The organism is Acidisphaera rubrifaciens HS-AP3 (assembly GCF_000964365.1).
Lineage (GTDB): Bacteria > Pseudomonadota > Alphaproteobacteria > Acetobacterales > Acetobacteraceae > Acidisphaera > Acidisphaera rubrifaciens.
In genome coordinates, this window is sequence record NZ_BANB01000081.1 from 1 (window position 1) to 18,601 (window position 18,601).

16 protein-coding genes and 2 tRNA genes are annotated in these 18,601 nt (G+C 69.4%); 7 read left to right on the forward strand and 11 right to left on the reverse strand.

What is annotated here, in order from left to right:
* The 4 genes from B8460_RS02885 to B8460_RS02900 form a co-directional block, all read left to right on the forward strand.
* On the forward strand, positions 1-292 hold a 292-nt coding region (locus B8460_RS02885), incomplete at its 5' end, for a phenylalanine--tRNA ligase subunit beta-related protein (protein WP_048860069.1).
* A gap of 100 nt (positions 293-392) precedes the next feature.
* Positions 393-2,198, forward strand: coding sequence for a translation elongation factor 4 (gene lepA / locus B8460_RS02890; RefSeq protein WP_048860070.1), 1,806 nt, complete (start codon positions 393-395; stop codon positions 2,196-2,198).
* A complete protein-coding gene (locus B8460_RS21560) occupies positions 2,195-2,644 on the forward strand; it encodes a hypothetical protein (protein ID WP_048860071.1) in 450 nt (149 codons plus the stop codon). The genes lepA and B8460_RS21560 overlap by 4 nt, the downstream gene beginning before the upstream one ends.
* A gap of 87 nt (positions 2,645-2,731) precedes the next feature.
* A tRNA-Ser gene (locus tag B8460_RS02900) sits at positions 2,732-2,821 on the forward strand.
* A 619-nt stretch (positions 2,822-3,440) separates the two neighbouring features.
* Here the strand turns inward: B8460_RS02900 and B8460_RS02905 are convergent.
* The 4 genes from B8460_RS02905 to B8460_RS20785 form a co-directional block, all read right to left on the reverse strand.
* Positions 3,441-4,799: a phage/plasmid primase, P4 family gene (locus B8460_RS02905; RefSeq protein WP_052945110.1), complete on the reverse strand. Its 1,359-nt coding sequence runs from the start codon at positions 4,797-4,799 to the stop codon at positions 3,441-3,443.
* Entirely contained in the window at positions 4,792-5,652 is an 861-nt protein-coding gene (locus B8460_RS02910) for a DUF7146 domain-containing protein (protein WP_048860072.1), read from the reverse strand. The genes B8460_RS02905 and B8460_RS02910 overlap by 8 nt, the downstream gene beginning before the upstream one ends.
* On the reverse strand, positions 5,649-6,167 hold the full coding sequence (locus tag B8460_RS21565) for a hypothetical protein (RefSeq protein WP_048860073.1): 519 nt from the start codon (positions 6,165-6,167) through the stop codon (positions 5,649-5,651). The genes B8460_RS02910 and B8460_RS21565 overlap by 4 nt, the downstream gene beginning before the upstream one ends.
* A gap of 125 nt (positions 6,168-6,292) precedes the next feature.
* Complete coding sequence (locus B8460_RS20785) at positions 6,293-6,538, reverse strand: hypothetical protein (RefSeq protein WP_148360275.1); 246 nt, start codon at positions 6,536-6,538, stop codon at positions 6,293-6,295.
* A gap of 189 nt (positions 6,539-6,727) precedes the next feature.
* On the opposite strand from B8460_RS20785, the gene B8460_RS21570 reads away from it, so the two are divergent.
* A complete protein-coding gene (locus B8460_RS21570) occupies positions 6,728-6,904 on the forward strand; it encodes a hypothetical protein (RefSeq protein ID WP_158322675.1) in 177 nt (58 codons plus the stop codon).
* 478 nt (positions 6,905-7,382) lie between these two features.
* Here B8460_RS21570 and B8460_RS02915 read toward each other — a convergent pair whose 3' ends face one another.
* The 3 genes from B8460_RS02915 to B8460_RS02925 form a co-directional block, all read right to left on the reverse strand.
* Positions 7,383-8,615, reverse strand: coding sequence for a tyrosine-type recombinase/integrase (locus tag B8460_RS02915; RefSeq protein WP_048860074.1), 1,233 nt, complete (start codon positions 8,613-8,615; stop codon positions 7,383-7,385).
* Positions 8,616-8,881: 266 nt separating this feature from the next.
* Complete coding sequence (locus B8460_RS02920) at positions 8,882-10,390, reverse strand: Hint domain-containing protein (RefSeq protein WP_052945111.1); 1,509 nt, start codon at positions 10,388-10,390, stop codon at positions 8,882-8,884.
* Between the two features lie 483 nt (positions 10,391-10,873).
* On the reverse strand, positions 10,874-12,034 hold the full coding sequence (locus B8460_RS02925; protein WP_307188614.1) for an enolase C-terminal domain-like protein: 1,161 nt from the start codon (positions 12,032-12,034) through the stop codon (positions 10,874-10,876).
* Positions 12,035-12,109: 75 nt separating this feature from the next.
* On the opposite strand from B8460_RS02925, the gene B8460_RS02930 reads away from it, so the two are divergent.
* Positions 12,110-13,741 (forward strand): winged helix-turn-helix domain-containing tetratricopeptide repeat protein, encoded by a 1,632-nt coding sequence (locus tag B8460_RS02930; protein WP_158322677.1) that lies wholly within the window; start codon positions 12,110-12,112, stop codon positions 13,739-13,741.
* Positions 13,742-13,957: 216 nt separating this feature from the next.
* Positions 13,958-15,427, forward strand: coding sequence for a serine hydrolase domain-containing protein (locus B8460_RS02935; RefSeq protein ID WP_148360278.1), 1,470 nt, complete (start codon positions 13,958-13,960; stop codon positions 15,425-15,427).
* 51 nt (positions 15,428-15,478) lie between these two features.
* Here the strand turns inward: B8460_RS02935 and B8460_RS02940 are convergent, their stop codons facing one another.
* The 4 genes from B8460_RS02940 to B8460_RS02955 form a co-directional block, all read right to left on the reverse strand.
* Complete coding sequence (locus tag B8460_RS02940) at positions 15,479-16,714, reverse strand: M23 family metallopeptidase (protein WP_158322679.1); 1,236 nt, start codon at positions 16,712-16,714, stop codon at positions 15,479-15,481.
* A gap of 160 nt (positions 16,715-16,874) precedes the next feature.
* A complete protein-coding gene (locus tag B8460_RS02945; RefSeq protein ID WP_048860078.1) occupies positions 16,875-18,077 on the reverse strand; it encodes an MFS transporter in 1,203 nt (400 codons plus the stop codon).
* The gene (locus B8460_RS02950; RefSeq protein ID WP_048860079.1) at positions 18,077-18,394 is read right to left on the reverse strand and encodes an ArsR/SmtB family transcription factor; all 318 of its coding nucleotides are present in this window, start codon (positions 18,392-18,394) and stop codon (positions 18,077-18,079) included. Before B8460_RS02950 ends, B8460_RS02945 begins: the two co-directional genes overlap by 1 nt.
* Positions 18,395-18,490: 96 nt before the next feature.
* A tRNA-Thr gene (locus B8460_RS02955) sits at positions 18,491-18,562 on the reverse strand.
* Positions 18,563-18,601: the final 39 nt, after the last annotated feature.

Here is an 18,601-nt window from a genome sequence, read left to right on the forward strand (position 1 = left end):
CCTGCCGCCGTTCCAGCCGGTGCGGCGCGACTTCGCCTTCGTCGTGGACGCCACGGTGCCGGCCGATGCCGTGCTGCGCGCGGCGCGCGGGGCGGAGCGGAAGCTGATCGCGTCGGTCGTGCTGTTCGACCGCTACGAGGGCGACCGGCTGCCCGCCGGCAAGGTGTCGCTCGGCGTGGAGGTGACGTTCCAGCCGCAGGAGCGCACCCCGACCGATGCCGAGATCGAGGCCGCGTGCGCCCGCGTCGTGGCGGCGGTCGGCAAGGCGACGGGGGCGGTCCTGCGCGTGTAGCGCCGGCCGGGGCGGCAAAGGCTGACAAGGCGGGGCGGTTCCATCATATGTCTGCCCGACAAGGCTGGGCCAGCCGCCGCCCATCGCCGCCGGATGCACCATGACCGACACACCCCTCGCCCAGATACGCAACTTCTCGATCATCGCCCATATCGACCACGGGAAGTCGACCCTGGCCGACCGGCTGATCCAGACGACCGGCGCGCTGTCGGACCGGGAGATGACCAACCAGGTCCTCGACAACATGGAGCTGGAGCGCGAGCGGGGCATCACCATCAAGGCGCAGACCGTGCGCCTGTCCTACCGGGCGAAGGACGGGCTGACCTATGTCCTGAACCTGATGGACACGCCCGGCCACGTCGATTTCGCCTATGAGGTGAGCCGCAGCCTTGCTGCGTGCGAGGGCTCGCTGCTGGTCGTCGACGCGTCGCAGGGGGTCGAGGCGCAGACACTGGCGAACGTCTACCAGGCGATCGACGCCAATCACGAGATCGTCCCGGTCCTGAACAAGATCGACCTGCCGGCCGCCGACGTGCCGAAGGTCAAGCAGCAGATCGAGGACGTGATCGGCCTCGACACCTCCGACGCGGTGGAGATCAGCGCCAAGACCGGCCTGAACATCGAGGGCGTGCTGGAGGCGCTGGTGACGCGCCTGCCGCCGCCCACGGGCGACGCGGACGCGCCGCTGAAGGCGCTGCTGGTCGACAGCTGGTACGACCCTTATCTGGGCGTCATCATCCTGGTGCGGGTGAAGGACGGTCGGCTGCGGCGCGGCCAGAAGATACGCATGATGGCGCAGGGCTCCGTCCACACGGTCGAGCAGGTCGGCGTGTTCGCGCCGAAGCTCACGCCGGTCGACGATCTCGGCCCCGGCGAGATGGGCTACATCACCGCGGCCATCAAGACGGTCGCCGACTGCAACGTGGGCGACACGCTGACCGAGGACCGCCATCCGGCGTCCGAGCCGCTGCCGGGCTTCAAGCCGTCGGTGCCGGTGGTGTGGTGCGGCCTGTATCCGGTCGATGCCGACGATTTCGAGAAACTGCGGGACAGCCTCGGCAAGCTGCGGCTCAACGACGCGAGCTTCCATTACGAGGCGGAGACGTCGGCCGCCCTCGGCTTCGGGTTCCGCTGCGGCTTCCTCGGGCTGCTGCATCTGGAGATCATTCAGGAGCGGCTGTCGCGGGAGTTCGACCTCGACCTCATCGCGACCGCGCCCTCGGTCGTCTATCGGCTGCACAAGACCAACGGCGAGATGATGGAGCTGCACAACCCGGCCGACATGCCGGACGGCAGCGTGATCGACCGCATCGAGGAGCCGTGGATCAAGGCGACGATCCTGGTGCCGGACGACTATCTCGGCAGCGTGCTGACCCTGTGCAGCGAGCGGCGCGGACAGCAGGTCGACCTGACCTATGTCGGCAACCGCGCGATGGCCGTCTATCGCCTGCCGCTGAACGAGGTGGTGTTCGATTTCTACGACCGTCTGAAATCCGTCAGTCGTGGCTATGCCAGCTTTGATTACACGATGGACGGCTACGCGGACGGCGACCTTGTGCGCATCTCCATCCTTGTCAACCACGAGCCGGTCGATGCGCTCAGTTTCATCGCCCATCGCGCCGCTGCCGACAATCGCGGCCGGGCGATCTGCGCCAAGCTGAAGGATCTGATTCCGCGCCAGCTGTTCAAGATCGCGATCCAGGCGGCGATCGGCGGTCGGGTGATCGCGCGCGAGACGATCGGCGCGCTGTCGAAGGACGTGACGGCGAAATGCTACGGCGGCGACATCAGCCGCAAGCGGAAGCTGCTGGAGAAGCAGAAGGAAGGCAAGAAGCGCATGCGCCAGTTCGGCAGGGTCGAGATACCGCAATCCGCCTTCCTCGCCGCGCTGAAGATGGACGCATGAGACGCGCCGCCGCGTGCCTCGCGCTGCTGGCACTCGTCGCTGCCGCGCCGGCGCCGACGGGGGACTGGGTCGGCACCTATGACTGCGCGCAAGGGCCGACCGGGCTCGCCCTGCATCTCGACGACGCGCCGGACGGCAGCGTGCGCGGCGTGTTCTTCTTCTACGCCGACCCGCGCAACCCGGGCGTGCCGTCCGGCTGTTTCGACATGCAGGGGACGTGGGACGCGGCGCGGCATCGGCTGATGCTGCATGCCGGTGAGTGGCTGGTGCGGCCGTTCGGTTATGTCGGCGTCGATCTGGCCGGGCAGGTCGCGTCAGGGGTGCTGTCGGGCACGGTGGACGGGCCGGGCTGCACCCGCTTCCGCCTCCATCCCGGCCTGCCGCCCGTCCCCCGCCCGGACGCCTGCCGCCCGCCGCCGCCGCCCCCGGCCGGCCCGACCGTCTGACAGCCCGGCCGCGCAAAAACCCGCCCACCCTTGCCGGCCCCCGGGTTGCCCCGGCCGACCCGGCTGCTATTTTGCCGCCGCCCCGCCGGAGGGATGGCCGAGCGGCTTAAGGCGCACGCTTGGAAAGCGTGTGTGCGTGAAAGCGTACCGTGGGTTCGAATCCCACTCCCTCCGCCACAATGGCACGCCAACACACTGATTTCATTCAGATTTGGGCGATGGCTGGGCGGCTGTCCTACATTAGGTCATACATTACGGGTCGCGCGCTTCACCGGACGGATGCTTCGGGGGGTGTGGGAATGGCCTGCGCGGAACCTGCCGGGCGGCGAGGGGCAGCAAGCGGCAACTCGCCCGCTGCGTTCCGTTGCGCGTCACGTTGCCGGCCTGCCCGGGCGCGCGCGCACGGTTGGATCATACTGCGCCGGGCGGCTGAGGAAACATTTTTCCAGCCACTTCTGCACCGCCACCTGAACCGCGCGCCGGTCATCAGCCTGCCCCGCGTCCATCCCAGCCGCCCGTAGCACCGCCCGCCGTTCATGCGGATACAGTTCCAGTGGAACGAGCATCAGATCGCGTTGCCGGCGGAGCCGCGTCCGAGCCATGCGGGTAGCCGAGGCGGAGCGGGCGGCGGGGGCGGGGGTGTCAGTCATGGGCGATACCGTTCTCTATTCGGAACGAGGGTGTAGGGTGGTGTAGGGTTCTACATTTCACCCGTTATACGCGCGGGTGCGCGTGCGCGCGTGACGGGGTTATCGAGAAACCATACACCACCCTACACCCGGCACGGTCTGGGCCTTCACCACACGCCGCTTTCGTTTGGCAGCAGCCTCACACCGAGGAACATCACGCCGGCTTTTTTCCGCTTCTTCGCGGCATGGTGTTCAAGGCTTTCAGCGAACCGCTTTTCCGTTCCAGCTTCCTCACCCCGGCTGGTGCACCATTTCCGCCAGTCCTCGAACGCCGCCCGGGACGACATCTCGGCGCCGGCCTTACGCTCACACCGCTCGCCCAGCCAGGTTGCGAGACTGTCCTGGGCGGCGAAGTATTCAGCGGTCGCATCGCGGACCACCTCGGGTTGGCCGAGGCCTTCCCGCTGCCACATGAGGGCGCCCTCGATCGCCCAAGCGAGGATACCGGGCAGCTCGTCCCGCAGCTTCTCCGGCAGCTTCGTGTCGGGCACGGCGGGCACATAGGTCAGTGGCATCAGGCGCAGCCGGCGGCGCATGGCCGGGTCGGGATTGTTAAGCGTCGGGCGATGATTGCCGGCGATCCACAGCTTGAGCACTGGGTTGAACTCAAACGGATCGCCGCGCATGACGCGGGCGCTGATACGGTCGCCCCCGGTCAGGGACTTGATGCGGGACTCTGCCCAAGCGCGGCCTTCCTCTGTCTCTGTGACGCATACCATGCGGGCGCCGCGCAGGCTGGCGAGGTGGGTAGGATGCTGGTCGCTGCGGCCGACTGTGAAAACGTCCTGCATCGCCGTGGTCGCGTAGTCGCCCAACGCGGCGGCGACGGTGCCGACGAGCACGGATTTGCCGTTGGCGCCGGGGCCGAACAGAAAGAGAAAGACGTGTTCCTCGATGCTGCCCGTGAGCGTGTATCCGATGAACCGTTGCAGATAGTCGATAGCTTCCTGATCGTCCTGCGTAATCTCCCGGAGGAACTGAAGCCACCGGGGGCAATCGCCGCCGGGCGCCACGGCCGTTACCTTCGTGAACAGGTCGCCGCGCCGGTGTGGGCGCATCTTGCCCGTGCGGAGGTCCACAACCCCGGCGGGGGTATTCAAGGCCCACGGATCAGCGTCGAAGTCCTCGGCCCGGCGAGCGTGGCGTACGTCGGAGCGGGCGAGCCGTTCGACCGCCGAGACGGTGCTGGCGCTGGTGATCGAGCGTGCCATCGCATCGCCGTTCTTCGGGTGCGCGACGACGGCAGCGGCGGCGGCGATACGACACTGACGGCGGATAAGGTCGAAGACTCGTAGCGTGTCGTCCGGCCGCCAGCGGCAGCCGTCCCAGCGAAGCCACGCCGACCAAGCGGGAACGTAGAGAAGTTGTCCATCGAAGGCGGCGCTGAATTGCAGGGCAATCGCGTCGTCGCTGAACTCCGCCGAACGGATGTCGGCCTCTTCAACGGTAAAGGGCGCATCAGCCATCGGTGCGGCCCTCGGCCATCAGCAGGTCGTTGAAGTCGCCGGCAGCGCGCGGGCGCAGAAGCTGCACCCGCCTGCCTTCAGCCATGAACCGCAGCGCGGCGGTGCGGCCCGCTTGCTCGCCGGCAGGGTCAGGGTCCACCGCAATGGCGACGTGGCGGGCTTCCGGGGGCAGCAGGAGGCCGCGTGCCAAGTTGCCGGCCGACAGGGCAGCCCATGCCGGCCAGCCCGTCAGGAGGCCGGCGGAGGCGGCTGACTCAATGCCTTCACCGAGCACCAGCGGCAGGTCAGGGTGGAGCGCGTCCAGGCGGATTGCGCCGCCCCATACAGGGCCGAGTGATGCCTTCGGCGGCTCGATCGCAGCCTTGGCGCCGGTGCGGTCGAGATAGGTGCGATGCACCGCGACAGCCGCGCCGGTCACGTCCTGCACCAGCGCGATCATCGCGGGATGCCGGCCGCGTTCGGGGTGCGGCGTGTCGGCCCGGAACCGGATCGAGGCGGAGGGGGTGATTTCACTTATGCAGCGACGCCGCAGGTAAACCGCGACGAGCGTGCCGAGCGCCGGTGCAGAGCCGGCCCAAAGGCGGAGCGCGGCCTGCTGTTTGCGCAACCGTGCGGCGGCGATGTCGTCCGGCTTCGGGGTTTCAGTGCGTGTTGTAGTGCCGGTGATCCGGGCGAGCGTGTCGGCGATCGTCGCGGCGTCGCAGCCATTGGCGCAGAACGTCACGGGGCGGCCATCGCGGCTGGCCTTCAACGTGAAGGCGCGCGGATAATCACAGGCCGGGCACGTGCCCCGCCAAGACCGGGTGTGCTTCGCGAGGTCCAGGCGCTGGGCGAGGTCGGATGCGGCGCTCACTGCACCACCTCCGCCGCCGGCCGCGTGGGATGCTCCCCGTCGCGCGGGACGATGACCAGCGTCGGCTTCAACGGGAACCGCTCGGCCCATTCCCGCGCGTGCGCCGCATCCGTTTCGATCAATACACAACGGCCCAGAAGCCGCGCGGCGTGGACAGCTTCGGCGTAGGTCTCTGCTGTCGCGCCGGCCGCATGCACTACGGCAGCCTCGGCCCACGCGGCGATCGTCGCGGCGCACCGCCATCCGGCCGGGCCTGTGCTGCTGTAATCGTCATCGCCCACCAGCACCACCGCCGCGCCCGTCTGCGGCAGGTCGCGGGCCGTTACCTCGGCGTCTCGGTGCGGGACATGCGTGAGTTGTATCTTGCCCTGCCGCACCGCGCGCAGCAGTTCAGCGAGGCCGGGTTGTCCGGCCTGTTCGGCGACGGCGACGGCGCGAGCAAGGTCGTCGGGCGTGCAGCCGATGCGGGCTTGGGCGGCCTGCGCGCGGTGCTGATGACGGTTGTGAATAGGCATCGTTTATCTCCACGATGCCCGGCCAAGCGGTTGCCTTGAGACTGGCGCGGTGATATATCAGGGGGGTTCCTCCTCCGCCTGACACTCACGCCACACCACGCCCCCGGCCCGCCACGGCCGGGGGTTTATCGCGCTATGGAATCCTGACGGGCGGCGGCGCGCGGCGCGCGGAGCTTTGCCGGGGGCAGCGCGGCCAGCAGCGAATCCAAACTATCGAGATCGACAAGCGTCCTGCCTGCGAGCTTCACAAGGCGCAGACGCCCCGCGCCGGCCAGCTCGTAAGCCTGTGTCCGGCTGAGCGGATAGGTGCGGACCACATCGAGGAGCCGCGCGAAACGGGGAGAGGGAACAGGATTGGTCGGGGAGGGCATGGGCGCACCTAATCAGCGCCGACAAACGATCGTTGTCAGCGGCAACTGGCTGCGGCACATCCGACGCGGGCAAACCCAGACCTGAAATACGCACGTGACGAGCACGCTCCATGGCGACTCGCCGCCGCGACCTGCGGCCTCGCGGATACTATAGGAGGTCACGGCCACGCCGCGTCAAACACTTTCCGGATGACTAAGGACGACGTTAAGTGGTGCCGCATCCCGGCGACGGACGCGGAACGGGCGGCCCTTGCGCGGGTCGTCCGGCTGGCGGTGCGGTCGATCGCTACGGATGGTGAGGCGGCCAGCATCTTCTGCCGGTTGGCCGTCCACCTCGCCTATGCGGTGAACAGGGAGGCCGCGTGATGCCCCGCACCTTCCGCATCCCGCCGATACCGACGCCCCGCGACAAGGGGGAGCCGCCGAAGCCCTCAGAGCCGGGGAGCGGCCGGTGACGGGTAACACGCACCACTGAGCGGGGCACTAACTCGAACGGGAGGGCCGTCTCGCAAGGGGCGGCCCTTTTCGTTGGGGCCAAAACTTCGAGCCGGCCACATCCGGGGAAGTCACCAGAAGTGACTATATTTTGCCCATATCAGGATTAAGAGACACGTTAGGTTGCCGAATACGCCGAGAACCAGAAAGGCAAGCTGCCGGTTCATGGAACTCATGTAAGATACGATTAAGATTATATCTTCCCTTGAATGGACTATGGACTGTCGGACGTGTGCATCTGAAAAGTCGCTGAAGCCCCGTTGGTATTCCGCCCACCGCACCGATGCTTGTAAGTTAGCCGCTCTAGTATCCCACCACTCAAAACCTTCGTCGGCCATCGTCTGTCCCCTCACCCCACCGCCGCGCTCTTGATCGCCACCACGTTGTCTTCCCGCGCCGGCCTACTGCACCACTCAGCCCAGTCAGCCATCAGGTGACGGCGGCGGTCGAGGAAATCACCACGCTGATATGCGGCTTCCACCTTGTCGCGCAGGGTGTGCGCCAACGCCGCCTCGGCCAGCTCACGCGGGGTGTTCGTCGCCTCGGCGCACCAGTCGCGGAAGGAGGAGCGGAACCCGTGCACCGTGATCTCGCCGCGCTTCATGCGGCGTAGGAGGGCCGTGAGCGCCATATTCGAGAGCGGGTGCCCTGTCCGCTGACCGGGAAAGATAAAGGCGCCAGGGGCCGTCCCCGTGGCCGCAAGCTGGCGAAGAATGGCAAGGGCCGGGTCAGACAACGGCACACGATGCTCGCGCCCCGCCTTCATCCGGGTGCCGGGCACCGTCCAGACCTTCTGTGCGGTGTCGATCTCGCCCCAGCGCGCGCCGATCGCCTCGCCCGTTCGTGCCGCCGTGAGGATCAGGAACCGCAGCGCCAAGGCGGCCACGCCTTCCTGGGCGGCGAGCATGGCCATGAAGCTGCCTATCTGACGCCAGGGCAGCGCGGCGTGATGCTCCACACGGGCGACCTTGCCGCGCGCCGGCAGCAGGTTGGCGAGATGCCCGCGCCAGCGGGCTGGGTTGTCGCCCGTGCGGAGGCCGCGCGCCGTCGCGTAGTCGAGAACGGCCTCGATCCGGCCGCGCACACGGGACGCGGTTTCGGGCTTCGTGGTCCAGATCGGGTCCAGGACGGCGGTGACCTCGGCGGTACCGATCGCGCCGACCGGCATCCTGCCGATGACCGGATAGGCATAGGTCGTCAGGGTCGAGGTCCATTGCGCCGCGTGCTTGGCGTTCCGCCACGCGGGCGCATGGGCGGCGATGTAAGCCTCCGCAATCGCTTGAAAGGTGTTGCGTCCGGCTTGGTGAATCGCTTCGGCCCGGCGCGCGTCCCGCTGCTCGATCGGGTCACCGCCCTGCCGGACGATCGCACGGGCCGCCACCGCCGCCTGCCGGGCATCAGCCAAGGGAACGTCGCGGAGGGTGCCAAGGCCCATCCAACGATGCTTGCCGGCCGGGGAGCGGTAGCGGAACAGCCATGACCGCCGCGCCGCGTCCTTCACGTGCAGGTAAAGGCCGCCGCCGTCGCCATAGGTGCCGGGGGCGGTCAGAGCCTTCACCTTCGCCGCGTTCAGCTTGCCCATCGCGCCCTGCCTCACCGTCTGTACTACATCGTGTCCTACACTAAATGCGCGGACAGCGGACTACAAGCCCGGACGATGACGGATGGAAAGGCCCGGATAATCGGCACTATCAGGGGGTGCTGCGGATGCGTGCGGATCGGGTAGGACGTAGGTTAGGCGGACACTCCCTCCGCCAACACCGAACCCAGGCCCTTGCGCCTTCATGCTCGGTCGCGGCTGCCGCGGCCGCGCCGGACTCCGGCCGCCGGGGCCGGTTGTCCGGTGTTTCAGGCGGCGTGGTGGGTGATGGCGGCGGCCTGCACCGGCGCGCGGATCGCTGCTCGGGCCGCCGCGAGGCGTGGGCCGGCGAGGACGAGCGGCGCGCAGCCCTCGGCTTCCCAGACGCGGGCGTTGAAGTCGGGATGCAGCGTCACCGCGCGACCGCCGTTGCCGAACGAGGCGCGATTGCCGGTGTCGAGATAGCACTCCGCCGCCAGCCCTTCCGCCAGCAGCACGTCGTGGTGGTCCAGTTCCACATGATAATACGTGACCGCGTCGACCGGCGCCGGCGCGATGCTGGTCCCGTTCACCAGCAGGCGAACGGGGATCAGCGCGCCGTCGAGATAGAGCGCGTGATCGGGCGAGATCACCAGGTCGCGGCAGGGCAGGCCCGGGCCGAAGGCGCCGGCCGCGACGCGCACCGGGCATACGCGGGCGGGATCGCGATGGCGGCGCAGATCGACCGCGCGCCGGCCGATCCAGATCACCCGGCGCGGGCCCGACAGCACGGTCGTCACCACGTCGCCAGCACGCAGGGCCTCCACCGCGACCGCGCCGCGCGGCGTCGCGATGCGCGTGCCCTCGGCAAAGCAGGTGACGAGGTCGATCCCGCCCGTGCCGTCGCTGACCGCGTGCAGGCTGTTCGCGGTCAGCCCGGGGCCGGTGACGTTCAGCTGGATGTCGATCGGATCGCCGACGTTGATGTCGAGCACGCCGGTCGCGGCGTCGTAGCTGACGGAGTTGACGATGCCGGGCGCGATGTTTGGCAGGTCGATCGCATCCCCGGTGCCGAAACCCGTGACATTGCCGCCGACGGCGAGCGTGCCGCCGGTCGCCGCCGCCGTCGTCACGCCGTCGAGCCGCAGCGTGTTGCCGCTGCCGCTGCCGAAGGCGAAGGTGAAGCCCGGCTGGATGGTGCCGCCGATCTCGACCACGCCGCCGCCGCCGATGTCGACCGTGCCGCCGGCGCCGAAGTTGACCGAATAGCCGAGCAACTCGATGAGCGGCGCGTAGGCCTGCACCTGTTCGACCAGATAGCCGACGCCGGCGGGGTAATCGACGGTCGGATAGTTGCCGACGAGATTGCCGGCGACGTGCAGGGTCGCGCCCTCCACCTCCAGCACCGGCTGATCGGAGCCGGCGCCGACGTTGAGCGACGCCATGCCCAGCGTGTTGACCTCGACGCTGCCCGTGTTGAGCAGCACGGTGGTCGGCAGCTCGTAATTGCCGTCCGGCGATGCCGCCAGGTATGGATCGCCCTTCGACGGATTGGGTGTATAGAACTGATTGACAAGCGCGCCGGGGGCGGAACCGGCGAACAGGTAGATGCTGTCTTGCGGTACGCCGCCGCTGACCGCGCCGGGCACCGTACCGGTGACAATCGGATAGGGCGGCACCGCATCGACGTTGGCCCAGTAGCTGCCCGTCGCGAACGAATAAGTGCCGACATTCCAGGTGAAGGCCGTCGCCTGGCTCTCGCCGTCGCCGCTGACCGGAAACCAGGCGTAATCGGTCATTGCCCGTCCCTCATCCGATCGCGGCGATATGCGAGTCGTGGGCGTGCCCGCGCCGCGTATGGGACATGCCTGCACAGTTCAACGATGACCGCGTGGCCATCGGGCCGGCGCCGTCTCGCATATAACACCCGAAACGACTCTGGCCGGCAACGAATTTGCGTGTCTGCAGGGCGGGGTAAAACGGTTTTTACTGAGCAGCACGCCGCTGGAGCCAAGAAACGGGCATGAATCCGTCATTTGAGACGAAGCATAATACCGCATAATACTATCAATGACGATGTTCAATGACCATACACACGCGTGAAGGCGGGGGATTGCGCGCAGTCGCGCGCGATGGTGACGGCGCGGGCTGATGTAACGCGCCCCGCGTGTCGGGCCGTGGCGGCCGTTCCGCTACCGGCCCCGTCCGCTGCTTCAATCGCCGCAGCCCGTGGCCGGCGGCGACCCACCGCCGTTAGACCGCGTCGGGCGCGACGGGAAGCCCTATGCGATGAGATAGCGCGCGACGGCGTCCTCGTTCCACGCGATCCCGGTGCCCGGCCTGTCGGACACCACCGCCATCCCGTCCACGATACGCATCGGCTCCGCCAGGATCGGTGCCGCCCAGTCGACATATTCCAGCCAGTGACAGGTGGGCGTCGCGGCCAGCAGATGGGCGCTTACCTCGGGGAAGATGTGCGACGACATCTCGATCCCCGCCGCGGCCGCGAGGGCGGCGGCCCGCTGCCAGCCTGTCACGCCGCCGATCCGTTCCAGATCGGGCATGACGTAGTCGCACGCGCCGGCCGCGAGCGCCGTCGCCATGGCCGTCGCCCCGGCGAAGTTCTCCCCGATCTGCACCGGCGTCGCCAGGGCGTCGGCGATCCTGGCGCAGCCGGCGTAGTCGTCGTGGCGGACCGGCTCCTCGATCCAGGAAAGCCCCTCGCCATCCAGCGCCCGGCCACGCCGGATCGCCTCCGTCACCGTCAGCGCCTGGTTGTAGTCGGCCATGAGAGCGACCGCGTCCGGCAGCCGGCGGCGCACGGCCCGCACCACCGCCAGATCCGCCTCCGCGGTCGGCCGGCCGAGCCGCAGCTTGACCGCCCGGAACCCGCCTTCGAGCAGCGCCTCGGCCTCGTCGGCGGCCTGCTCCGGCGGCATCAGGCCGAGCCCGTTGCTGTTGTAGGCCGGGATGGGCCGCGTCCGTGATCCGATAAAGTCCGCGAGCGGCATCCCGGCGGCCTGTGACAGCGCGTCCCAGCACGCCACGTCGAACCCCGCCAGCGCCATGCGCACGACGCCCTGTGCGCCCAGCAGCCGGTAGCGCTGAAGCAGACGCTGCGCGAAATCCACGGGCGCGATGCGCTCGCCGCACAGCGCCTCGGCAATGTCGTCCAGCACGGTCGCGATCAGGCGCGGCGCCATCCGCGCGTAGCAGAACAGATAGGCACGCCCGACGATGTCGTCCTCGCAGTGCAGGTCGATCAGCAGGATCGGCGCCGTGCGCATCGTCTGCGCGCTGGTGCCCAGGGGGCGCGCCATCGGGACATCGACCGCACGGGCCCGGATCGAACGCAGGGTTGGAATCGCCATCGCCATGTCGGTGCCTCCTTCTCGCCGGCCGTCCCCGGCATCGGGCCCATGGGCCCGCCGGCGCGCGGCCATCCGGACCCGCGCCTTGGCCGTGGCGGCGGGTTCACAATCGCCAAAGCGGAATGGTATGGGGCGGAGCAGAAGGTCATGGCAATGGTCGCAGCCCCATCCCCGGTCAGGCCGGCGGTCTACCGGTTCGAGGGATTCACGCTCGACCTGCTGGTCGGCGTACTGATCGACCCGCACGGGACGGAACTGCACGTGCGGCCGAAGACGTTCTTCCTGCTGCGTCATCTCGTGGAGAACGCCGGCCGGCTGGTCTCGCGCGACGAGCTGCTCGCGGCGGTCTGGCCCGGCATCTTCGTCACCGACGACAGCATCACGCTGTGCATCGGCGAGCTGCGCCGCGTATTGAGCGACGACGGGCGCCGGCTGATCCGCACGACGCCGCGACGCGGCTACATGCTGGCGGCGACGGTCACGCGCGACGATTGCGTGACGCCGCCCCCCGTCGCTGCCGATCCCGTCTCCGCCGCCCCTGTCGCGATGGCCGTCGCCGAAGACGCCGGGCCGGTCGCGGGTGCCGTCGTCACCGGGCCGCCGGTGCTGGCGGTGCAGCCCTTCGTCAACATGACGAACGACCCGGAACAGGATTACTTCGCCGACGGCATCACCGAGGACCTCACCACGCTGCTGTCGCATCTGCGCTGCTTCTCGGTCGTCGCCCGCAACTCGGCGTTCACATACAAGGGAAACGCGGTTGACGTGCGCGAGGTCGGGCGGCGGCTCGGCGCCGACTACGTGCTCGAAGGCAGCGTGCGCAAGGCGGGCGACAAGGTGCGCATCACCGCCCAGCTTTGTGCCGCCGATACCGGGCGGCATGTGTGGGCCGACCGCTTCGACGGCACGCTCGCCGACATCTTCGCCTTCCAGGACCGCGTCACTGAAGCGGTGGTTGGCGGCATCGAACCGAGCCTGCGTTTCGCCGAGCTGGAACGCATCCGCGCGCGGCCGACCGCGAGCCAGACCGCCTATGACCTGTATCTGCGCGCGATGGCGCGGCGCTATGTCTCGCGCGAGGGCAGCGACGAGGCGCAGGCGCTCCTGCGTCAGGCGATCCGCCTCGATCCCAATTACGTCGTCGCCCACGGGGCGCTGGCGATCACGCACACGTACCGCTTCGCCCAGGGCTGGTCGAAACCCGGCGACACCGAGGAGGCGTTGCGGTACGCGCGCCGGGTCGTGGAGGTCGGCGGTCACGAGCCCAGCACCCTCGCCAACGCGGCACACGCGCTCGCCTATCTGGGCCGGGATTACGACGCCGCGCTCGCCGCGGCGCAGCGGGCGCTTCTGCTGGCGCCGAACGCGGCGCAGATCCTGCTCGCCTGCGGCTGGATGCGGGCCTATGTCGGCGAGGCGGAGGCAGCCCTCGCGCTGATCGAACGGGCGAAGCAGCTCAGCCCCGCCGATCCGCTGACCTTCATCTTCAACAGCGCGGCGAGCTACGCCCATTTCGTCGCCGGGCGCTACGAACAGGCCGTCCACGCCGCGCGGCGCGCGCTCAGTGAGGGGCCGACTTATCTGGTGGCGCTGCGCCTTCTGGCGACGAGCCTCGCCCACGCCGGCCGCGTGGAGGAGGCGGCCGAGGCCGCCCGCACGCTGCTGTCCCTGGCGCCGGGGTACACGCTCGCCGCCGCGGCCGATCATGCCTCGATGCGCGACCCGGTCACGCGGCGGCGCTTCGTGGACGGGCTGCGTCTGGCCGGCGTTCCGGACTAGCGGCCCGCCGCGGGGCCGCCGTCGCGCAGGCTCTCGGCGAAACCTCGGTCCAATCTCGCCGCGACGGCGCCACTCATCGGCACCCGTTCGGGACGGCGGGATGAGCTGTCTGCGACTGTCATGCCTCCGCCGCCCTGTGGCCGGACTGTGCGCGCCTGTCCCGGATGGGCGGGCGCTTCGTCACGGCTGCCGGATGGCAAAGGGGGGATGACGACGATGGTGCTGCGACTGACCGCGACACGCCGCGCCTTGCTGGCGGGCGCCACGGCGACCGGCATGCTGTCCGCGCCGTTTGTGGCGCGGGCCGCCGACGCGGCGGATGACGACGATGCCGACCGGCTGTTCGCCGACCTCGATACGCGCATCATCACCGGGATGCAGGAGTTCGCGATCCCCGGCGCAGCGGTGGGCGTATTCTACCGGGGACGTCAATATCTGCGCGGCTATGGGGTCACCAGCGCCGATGGCGGCACGCCGGTCGACCCCGACACGCGCTTCCGTATCGCGTCCACGAGCAAGACCTTCACCGGCGCGTCGGTCATGCGCTTGGTCGAGGCCGGCCGGGTGTCGCTCGAACGTCGGGTCGATCACTACATCGACGGCTTCGTGGCGCCGCCGGGCGCGCAGAGCGTCACCGTCCGCATGGTGCTCAACCACTCGGCCGGATGGCTCGGCTACGACTATCACGACACCGGGTCGGATGACGGCGCGCTGGCGCGCTATGTCGATGACGTCCGCAAGCTGCCGCAGCTGACGCCGGTCGGCACGATCTATGCCTATAACAACGCGGCCCTGTCCGTCTCCGGGCGCATCGTCGAGAGCGTGACCGGGGCGACCTATGAGTCAGCGGTCGGGCAATTCCTGCTCCAGCCGCTCGGCCTGTCGCGCAGCCTGTTTTCGGAGACGCTGCCCGCCGGCGGCAACATCGCGTTGCCGCACGACTACGTCGACGGCAAGTCGGTGCCGGCGCCGGACAATTTCTACCTGCCGCGCAGCAACAACCCGTTCGGCGGCATCATCTCGACCGCGCGGGACCAGCTTGCCTATATGCGCTTCCTGCTCCGTCACGGACGCGCTGACGACGGCCGCCGTGTCCTGAGTCCGGCGACCCTGCACACCATGTGGTCGAATCCCGGCCCGGGCGGCACCCTGTTCGTCGAACTGATCGGGTGGGGCGTCTCATGGATGCTCCGCCCGACGGCGGAGGGGATCACCGTCGTGCAGCACGGGGGCGATCTGCCGGGCTATCACTCCGGCTTCATGATGGTGCCGGAGCGGCGGTTCGGCATCACGCTGCTGACCAATTCCGACAGCGGGCCCGACCTGCTGGCCCGTCTGTTCATCGATGACTGGGCGCTGCGTCGCTTCGCGCGGGTCCGCAACCTGCCGGCGGTGCCGCAGACGCTCGGCGCGGGCGAACTTGCGCCGTATGAAGGCGCCTATACCGCGGAGCAGATCGGCTTCACCGGACCGCCCGCGACGCTCAAGCTCCAGATGCGGGCCAAGGACGGCGCGCTGACCATGGACCGGGTCGGCAGCGGCGCGCCGCTGATTATGCTGAAGTTCTACAAGCGCGATTACGTGGTCGACGAGGACAACGGACTGCGCGCCAACTTCCTGCGCGATCCCGATGGATCGGTCGCCTGGTTCCGCCTCGGCGGGCGGCTGTTCCGCCACGTCGGCTGACGCGGGCGCCCCACGCCCGTCCCGATGGGGGACGCCGGACGGCGGCGCGGGCTACTGGCCGAAGTCGACGACCTCGCCGTTGAGCGGCAGTTCGTCGCGGTGCGGCCCGGCCATCACGCCCGGCTTGATGACGCCCGGCTTGCCGGCCACGAACATCCCCTCGGCGCTGTCGTCGTCCAGGATGCCCCGGCCCGCGAACTGCCGGAACACATACGGCTTGCCGTTGGCGTCGAGCGGCGACGTCCCATCCATGACGTGGAAATGCAGATGCGGCGCGTCGGTGTTGCCCGTGTTGCCGAGCGACGCGATCACCTGTCCGCGCGTCACGCGATCACCCAGCCGGACACGCAGGCTGCCGGGCTTGAGGTGGGCGAAAAAAGCGAAATTGCCGCCGCCGATGTCGATTACCAGCATGTCGCCGCCGATATTCTCGGGCGTGATGCCGGTCGCCGGGCGGCCGGGCACCTGCTCCACGGCCTTGTCGTACAGGTTGACGACCGTGCCGTCCGCGACCGCATACACGGGCACGCCGAAATACGGATAGCTTTCCAGCCTGTTCCGGTCGCCCGTGTACAACCGCCCGTCGGGACGAAGCTGCAACAGGTCGATCGCGAAGCGCTCCGGCGTGCGCTGCACCCCGTTGACCGCCATCACCGCCCCGCGATGCGAGGTCAGCGTGTCGCAGCACCCGTTCGCCACGATCCAGCGCGCGCCGTGCAGCGGCGGGTCGATGACGACCGCCGGCTTCGTCCCGACCGCGACGAACGGCGCGGTGAAACGCACGGTGGCGGGCAAGGGCTGCGTGGCGGGGAACGGCGCGGGCTTGCCATCCGGGCCCACGAGTTGCCGCGTGATCGTGATCCGCGCGGCGATCTCCGCTGGCAGGGGCGTGCCGGCGGCGAACGACGTGTCCATGAACACGATCGCCGAGCCGCCGGGCGCGATCGTCGCGCCGCTGCCGCCGTGCATCGTCACCATCGCGGCGAGCGCATCGCCGGCGAGCGCGCCGAGGACGCGGCCCTGCCGATCGACGGCTTCCACCCGGTCGAGGCGGATGAACAGCGACGTCGTGTTGCCCGCGATCAGTTCGTAGGCGAGGTGGATGCGCCCGTCGGCGCCGCGCACCGGATCGGGGGGAGCGATCATGCGCACGCCGATCGAGCTCAGCACCTCGTCCGGCTTGAGCGACTGCGCCGCCGTCCCGCGCGGCACGCCGGCCGCCACGGCGACCGCCAGAAGCGCGCCGAGGATGCGCGATCGCCCGCCCGAGACCATGTGACCTGCCATCGCGCGATCCCTTCGACGAGACGTTTCCATCCGGCAATCAGCGGCGCCGCCGGCCATCCCCGGCCGCGCGGCGGCGCGCCATGCAGCATAGACACGACGCAACGGTTCCGGACAGAGGACGCGCGTCCGGCGAGGGCACGCGCGCCCGCACCGCGCAGCGTCAGGCGTGCGCCGGTCGCCTGCGGACCAGCGGCAGCAGCGGCAGAACGAGAAGCGCGTTGACCACGGCGGCGGCGATCAGTACCGCGATGGTGCCCTGGCTGCCCAGATGCGCGATCAGCAGGCTGCCCACCGAGGGCGACGCGGCCTGCGCCACCAGGCTCGGCATCGCCAGCCAGCCGATCAGCACCGCATATCCCTCGCGGCCGAACAGCGCGAGCGGCAACGTGCCGCGGACGATAGAGCGTATGCCGCTGCCGCTGCCGTACAGCACCAGCCCGGCGCCGATGACGCCGGCGGGACCGAGCAGCATGCACAGCCCGCCGGTGACCAGCAGGCCGGAGATCAGGAAGCTCCAGACCGGATGAAAGCGCCGGCCGAACACCGCCTCCAGGACGCGGGCGCCGACCTGCGCCGGGCCGATGAGCGCGCCGAGACCGACCGCCGCATCCAGAGTCAGCCCGCGCGCCTGCATCAGCGTCAACACGTGCACGGCGACCACCGTCATGATCACCGCCGCAAGCGTGAAGTTGACCGCGATCAGTGCGAGCGCGTAGCGGTCCTCCGCGCTCAGCCGTCGTCCCGCCGCGTGCGCCGCGTGGCGGGGCGGCGGCGGGCGATGGGCCTCCCGCGGGACGCCGAACCAGTAGAGCGGCAACACCACGACAAGATTGATGGCGGCAAAGGCGAGGCAGGCGCCGCGCCAGCCGAGATGCGCGACGAACAGCGCGCTGAGCGGCCAGCACACGGTGCTGGCGAAGCCACCGAACAAGGTGAGCCGGGTAATCGCGCCGCGCGCATGCTCGCCGTACAGCCGGCCGAGGGTCGCGAACGCCGGGTCATACAGTCCCGCGCTCATGCCGAGGCCGATCACGCACCACGCCAGGATGAAGACGGGCAGCGAGGGCGCGACCGCCTGCATCAGCAGTCCGGCGGCGAGCAGCGCGGCGCTCGTCGCGAGCACCGGGCGGCCGCCGAACCGCTCGATCAGATGCCCGACGCGCGGCGAGCCGATGCCCGCGATCAGCAGTCCGAGCGAAAGCGCGCCGACGATCCAGCCGTTCGACCATCCCGTGGCGCGGGCGATCGGTCCGGCGAGCACGGCCAGCAGGTAGAAGGACGATCCCCACGCCACGATCTGCCCGACACCCATGCAGGCAATCACCGGCAGCGGCGGTGATGCGTCGGGGGCGCCCCTGTCCATCAAGCGGCATCGGCCGGCTGCGGCAGATCGTCAAAGCCGGCGCAGCAGTGTTCCCGCACGAACGCGAGCGTCGCGTCGATGGCGTCGTAGCGGGGCGTGCAGCGGACGATCCGTCCGTGGCGTTGCTGGGCCACCAGGCCGGCGGAGACCAGTCCGCGCAGATGAAACGCGAGCGTCGAGGCCGGCACGCCGAGACGCGATTGAAGCTCGCCGATCGGCAGCCCCTCGCCGCCGGCGCGGACGAGCAGGCGCACGATCCGCAGCCGGGTGATGTTGCCCAGCACCGCAAGGCCACGGGCGGCGGTCTCGATGTCCATGCGCCATGTCTGGCGCCGGGCCATCGCCGACACAACCACAAAACTGGTTTTATGGGGACGGAGGGGGCAGGGCGGCCTCGGCCGCGTCGCATGCCCTGCCGGGTGAGGGATTTGAACCCCCGACCTTCGGTTTACAAAACCGCTGCACTACCGCTGTGCTAACCCGGCACGGGCAGGGTGGGGAGGTAACGCAGCCCGCGCCCCGCG

Coding starts and splice junctions, on each gene's coding strand:
- B8460_RS02930 (WP_158322677.1), top strand. CDS start 12,110: ATGGCAATGGTCGCAGCCCCATCCCCGGTCAGGCCGGCGGTCTACCGG.
- B8460_RS21560 (WP_048860071.1), top strand. CDS start 2,195: ATGAGACGCGCCGCCGCGTGCCTCGCGCTGCTGGCACTCGTCGCTGCC.
- B8460_RS21565 (WP_048860073.1), bottom strand. CDS start 6,167: ATGCCTATTCACAACCGTCATCAGCACCGCGCGCAGGCCGCCCAAGCC.
- B8460_RS02945 (WP_048860078.1), bottom strand. CDS start 18,077: ATGGACAGGGGCGCCCCCGACGCATCACCGCCGCTGCCGGTGATTGCC.
- B8460_RS02940 (WP_158322679.1), bottom strand. CDS start 16,714: ATGGCAGGTCACATGGTCTCGGGCGGGCGATCGCGCATCCTCGGCGCG.
- B8460_RS02915 (WP_048860074.1), bottom strand. CDS start 8,615: ATGGGCAAGCTGAACGCGGCGAAGGTGAAGGCTCTGACCGCCCCCGGC.
- B8460_RS02950 (WP_048860079.1), bottom strand. CDS start 18,394: ATGGACATCGAGACCGCCGCCCGTGGCCTTGCGGTGCTGGGCAACATC.
- B8460_RS02905 (WP_052945110.1), bottom strand. CDS start 4,799: ATGGCTGATGCGCCCTTTACCGTTGAAGAGGCCGACATCCGTTCGGCG.
- lepA (WP_048860070.1), top strand. CDS start 393: ATGACCGACACACCCCTCGCCCAGATACGCAACTTCTCGATCATCGCC.
- B8460_RS02920 (WP_052945111.1), bottom strand. CDS start 10,390: ATGACCGATTACGCCTGGTTTCCGGTCAGCGGCGACGGCGAGAGCCAG.
- B8460_RS02925 (WP_307188614.1), bottom strand. CDS start 12,034: ATGGCCGCGCGCCGGCGGGCCCATGGGCCCGATGCCGGGGACGGCCGG.
- B8460_RS02935 (WP_148360278.1), top strand. CDS start 13,958: ATGGTGCTGCGACTGACCGCGACACGCCGCGCCTTGCTGGCGGGCGCC.
- B8460_RS20785 (WP_148360275.1), bottom strand. CDS start 6,538: ATGCCCTCCCCGACCAATCCTGTTCCCTCTCCCCGTTTCGCGCGGCTC.
- B8460_RS21570 (WP_158322675.1), top strand. CDS start 6,728: ATGACTAAGGACGACGTTAAGTGGTGCCGCATCCCGGCGACGGACGCG.